3 protein-coding genes and 1 pseudogene are annotated in these 3,805 nt (G+C 59.4%); 2 read left to right on the plus strand and 2 right to left on the minus strand.

Features of this window, described 5'->3' with window-relative positions; translation table 11 throughout:
* Nucleotides 1-289: 289 nt before the first annotated feature.
* Complete coding sequence (gene gmd, locus NKI41_RS32810; RefSeq protein ID WP_352687155.1) at nt 290-1,375, minus strand: GDP-mannose 4,6-dehydratase; 1,086 nt, start codon at nt 1,373-1,375, stop codon at nt 290-292.
* 494 nt (nt 1,376-1,869) lie between these two features.
* Nucleotides 1,870-2,037 carry a hypothetical protein gene (locus tag NKI41_RS32815; protein WP_352687158.1) on the minus strand — a complete coding sequence of 56 codons (168 nt, stop codon included), beginning with the start codon at nt 2,035-2,037 and terminating at the stop codon, nt 1,870-1,872.
* Nucleotides 2,038-2,194: 157 nt separating this feature from the next.
* Here NKI41_RS32815 and NKI41_RS32820 point away from each other — a divergent pair.
* Together NKI41_RS32820 and NKI41_RS32825 are read left to right on the plus strand one after the other, a co-directional pair.
* Nucleotides 2,195-3,183: pseudogene (locus NKI41_RS32820) on the plus strand (IS110 family RNA-guided transposase).
* 321 nt (nt 3,184-3,504) lie between these two features.
* Nucleotides 3,505-3,805: helix-turn-helix domain-containing protein (locus NKI41_RS32825; RefSeq protein ID WP_352687161.1), on the plus strand; the 301-nt coding region annotated here is incomplete at its 3' end.

A 3,805-nucleotide genomic window follows, 5' to 3' on the forward strand; every position in this document is an offset into this window, starting at 1 on the left:
TCCGCTAAACACGGGGGCTGCGCGGCGGACACGCCGACGTCACCGCAATGCCACGCCATTTTGCAGAACTTGACGCACACAACTGAATTCCGGTGGCGATCCCTCGGCCGGCCAAATGGCCTTTGATGCCTCGATGCGGAACCCTGGGGCCTGCCCGCAACAATGGGCGGCGTCAGGCATTTCGTATAATCGGTGCCAACAACCGCGGTTCGACACACCGTCGAAGCCTACCCAACTCCGTTAAGCTGCATACGAAATCAGCAAAAGGGGCGTGCGGGCCAGGTTGCACTCAGCTTTGGCTAAGCTGATTTGATTTAACCAAGAGTTCGACGGCATGCAGATCGCTTAATGTCATTTCTTCGACCAACGCCTCGAACGAGGTTTTGGCCTTCCACCCAAGTTTGGCATGTGCCTTCGTCGCGTCGCCAAGCAACGACTCAACTTCGGTCGGGCGAAAATAGCGTGGATCAACCCTGATAATGGCGCGGCCGTTATCGGCCACCCCCTTCTCGTCGATCCCCTCGCCTTCCCATCGGATGCGCATGCCAAGCACCCGGGCCGCAGCATTGACAAAGTCGCGCACACTATACTGCAAGCCCGTAGCGATGACAAAATCTTCTGCGGTTGGCTGCTGTAGCATCAACCATTGCATTTCCACATAGTCGCGCGCGTGACCCCAGTCGCGTCGCGCATCAAGATTGCCGAGGTGCAAGTCCGACTGGACGCCCAGTTTGATGCGCGCCAGCGCACGCGTGATTTTACGCGTTACGAACGTCTCACCGCGTAAAGGCGACTCATGATTGAAGAGGATCCCGTTGCAGGCATACAGTCCATACGCTTCCCGATAATTTACAGTGATCCAATAGGCATACAGCTTCGCGACACCATAGGGGCTGCGAGGATAGAAAGGTGTCGTCTCACGCTGCGGCACTTCCTGAACTAAGCCATAAAGTTCCGAGGTGGACGCCTGGTAGAATCGCGTCTTGTCAGAAAGCCCGAGGATGCGGATCGCTTCCAGCAGTCGCAAGGTGCCCAATGCATCCGAGTTCGCGGTGTATTCGGGCTCCTCAAACGAAACCGCCACGTGGCTCTGAGCGGCGAGGTTGTAGAGCTCATCAGGCTTAACCTGCTGGATGATATGTGTCAGACTGGATGAATCAGTCATATCGCCATGGTGTAGGATGAAGCGGCCGGATTGGCCTGCGAAGCCGTCAAATAGATTGTCTATCCGGGCGGTATTAAAAAGCGAGGTACGCCGCTTAATCCCATGCACTACATAGCCCTTGCTCAGCAAGAGCTCTGCCAAGTAGCTACCGTCCTGGCCGGTAACTCCGGTCAACAGCGCGACCTTACCGTTGGATTCTGGACAGAACATACGGCGCTCTCCTATTTCGACAGCGATGAAGCAGCGCCCAGTTCCACGACCAGTGCGAACCCCAGTAACTCGTGACGCCTCCTTAACGTGCTTCTGCACCGGAATTCAAGCGTCAGTCGCGAGTTACAGCTCGAAACCCAAGATTATAGCCGAAGCGCTTGGCCGGTGCGCACTATCAGGACTAAAAGAGCCGCCTCAAAGACGCGACATGGTCCGAAATCTAAGATTTCTCGCCCCCTTGCCGCTTGATTCGTGCAACGGTAAGCCGCGCCTAAGCTTCCGCCACCAGCGCCGCCGTGGACGCTGCGGGCTTGCAGCCGGCCGGTTCGGAACCGCCTCAAGGATCTCGACCCGTTCGAAATGGACCGCAAAGCCTTCGCGAGGATGTGGGGCGCGCTTCGCTTTCGAGCCGACCGCAGACTTGTCCATCGGCCCTTCGATGGCCGCCACGCCCGTTTCGATCTCGTCGAAGGCCAGAGCGTACTGTTCCTCGGTCAGCGCGCCGGTCCGCAACCTTCGTAGCGGGCGCCGAAGCGCGCCGGCTCCAGCATCTTCACCACCGCCGTCAATCGTGCGACCCGCTCCTCGACGTCCATCCATTGCGCCATCTGATGCTGATGCCATCGCAAGGGTGAAGGCAAGGAGACGAAGCCGTGCGTCATCTCTACACCGACAATGTCGACGACTCAGGCTTCGTCTGCGAGCGCGCCAGACTTCTTCAACAGATGGGGTGATTGGGTTCTCGCCCGAGCCAAATGTCCTGTCGGGATGTGAGAACGTGGTCGATGTAGATCGCCACAAACATCAGGAGGAGCAGCCATGAAGTATTTTGCCGGACTTGACGTGTCTTTGGAAGAGACCGCGATCTGTGTCGTCGACGAGAGCGGCCGGATCGTGAAGGAAGGGCGGGCGGCGAGTGAGCCGAGGGCGCTTTATGAAGCCAGCGGAAAATCGATCTGCCGCTGGAGCGCATCGGGCTCGAAGCCTGTTCGCTGACAGCCTGGCTTTATGACGGTATTAGCGCCGAAGGATTGCCGGCGATCTGCATCGAGACCCGGCAGGCCAACGCGGCGATGAAAACGATGCCGAACAAAACCGATCGCAACGACGCCCGCGCCTTGGCGCAGATCATGCGCACCGGCTGGTATCGGCAGGTGCATGTGAAGAGCCCGCAGTGTCGGCTCTGGCGATCTCTCCTCGTTGCGCGACGCACGGTCCTCAATGAAATGCGGACGATCGAAAGTGTCGTCAGGGCGATTCTGCGGGAGGCCGGCATCAAGCTCGGCACTCCAGGCCGCGCAGCTTTCGCCCATCGCGTGCGCGAACTGATTGGCGCAGATACGGTCATCATGGCGCTTGTCGAGCCGCTTCTGGCGATCGTGGCAACGATGTTGCGCGAGTTCGGGCGACTGACAAAGCAGGTCTTCAATATCGCCCTCAAGGACCAAGTCTGCCGGCGCCTCATGTCCGTGCCCGGTGTGGGACCCATCACCGCGCTCGCCTTTCGTGCCACGGTCGATCAGCCGGACCGCTTTCGCCGATCGAGGGATGTCGGAGCGCATTTGGGTCTGACCCCGGCACGCTATCAATCTGGCGAGACGGAGATTCGGGCAAGGTAGCCGATGCGGTGACGAGCTCGCCCGCACGGCCCTCTATGAGGCGGCTCATTCTCTGCTTGTGCTCAGCAAGAAATGGTCGAGCCAGCCCGAGTTGCTGTTGCTCGCAAGCTCGCTGTCGTCCTGCATCGCATGTGGAGCCATGCGACAGAATTCCGCTTCGGCAAGGCACCCGGCCCCGTATCGGCATGAAATACGGGATAACGGACCAACGAAGGAGGAGTTGATTCCGCCCGAAGGGGCGTGATCCGGATCGTTCCCGTGGGGACGATGGGCAAGGCGATCTCGTTAGCAGGCACGATCCTGGGACGAACTCTCCCAAGGTCGTTCAACAGATTGAGAGGCCTCGCTCTACTGACCCCATCATGCGGCGGCTTAACGTCGACGGCGAAGAGAAGCGAGTGACCCGCGGGGCGACATGGTCCGGAAAAAAATCAGGAGGAGCTTGACCTCAACGACCCCAATCAGAGAAGCCTGCTAGTGGTTCCTGCCTGACATAAGAGACGGACCGGGATTCCCTTTTGCACAGGAATCTCCTTCACCGTCTCGCCTTCTGACCATCGGCGTTTGCTTGCCTCGGTCAAAGACTGTAACAGCCCGCAGAAGCACGTTTGGCGCGCCGAGATCGTGTTGTTGAGCGCCGACGGCGCCGGCACGATCGAAGTCATGCGGCGGACCGGCAAGTCCAAGACCTGCGTGTGGCGATGGCAGGAGCGCTTCGCCACTGAAGGCTTCGAGGGGCTACTGCGTGACAAGACGCGGCCCTCGCGCATTGCGCCGCATCTGGAAGGCGCACGGGCTGCAGCCAAACCGC

The sequence above is a fragment of the Mesorhizobium sp. M0601 genome (genome assembly GCF_040320845.1).
Lineage (GTDB): Bacteria > Pseudomonadota > Alphaproteobacteria > Rhizobiales > Rhizobiaceae > Mesorhizobium.

Excerpts from the sequence above, each read along its gene's own strand:
- NKI41_RS32815 (WP_352687158.1), bottom strand. The coding sequence starts at position 2,037 with ATGACGCACGGCTTCGTCTCCTTGCCTTCACCCTTGCGATGGCATCAG.
- gmd (WP_352687155.1), bottom strand. The coding sequence starts at position 1,375 with ATGTTCTGTCCAGAATCCAACGGTAAGGTCGCGCTGTTGACCGGAGTT.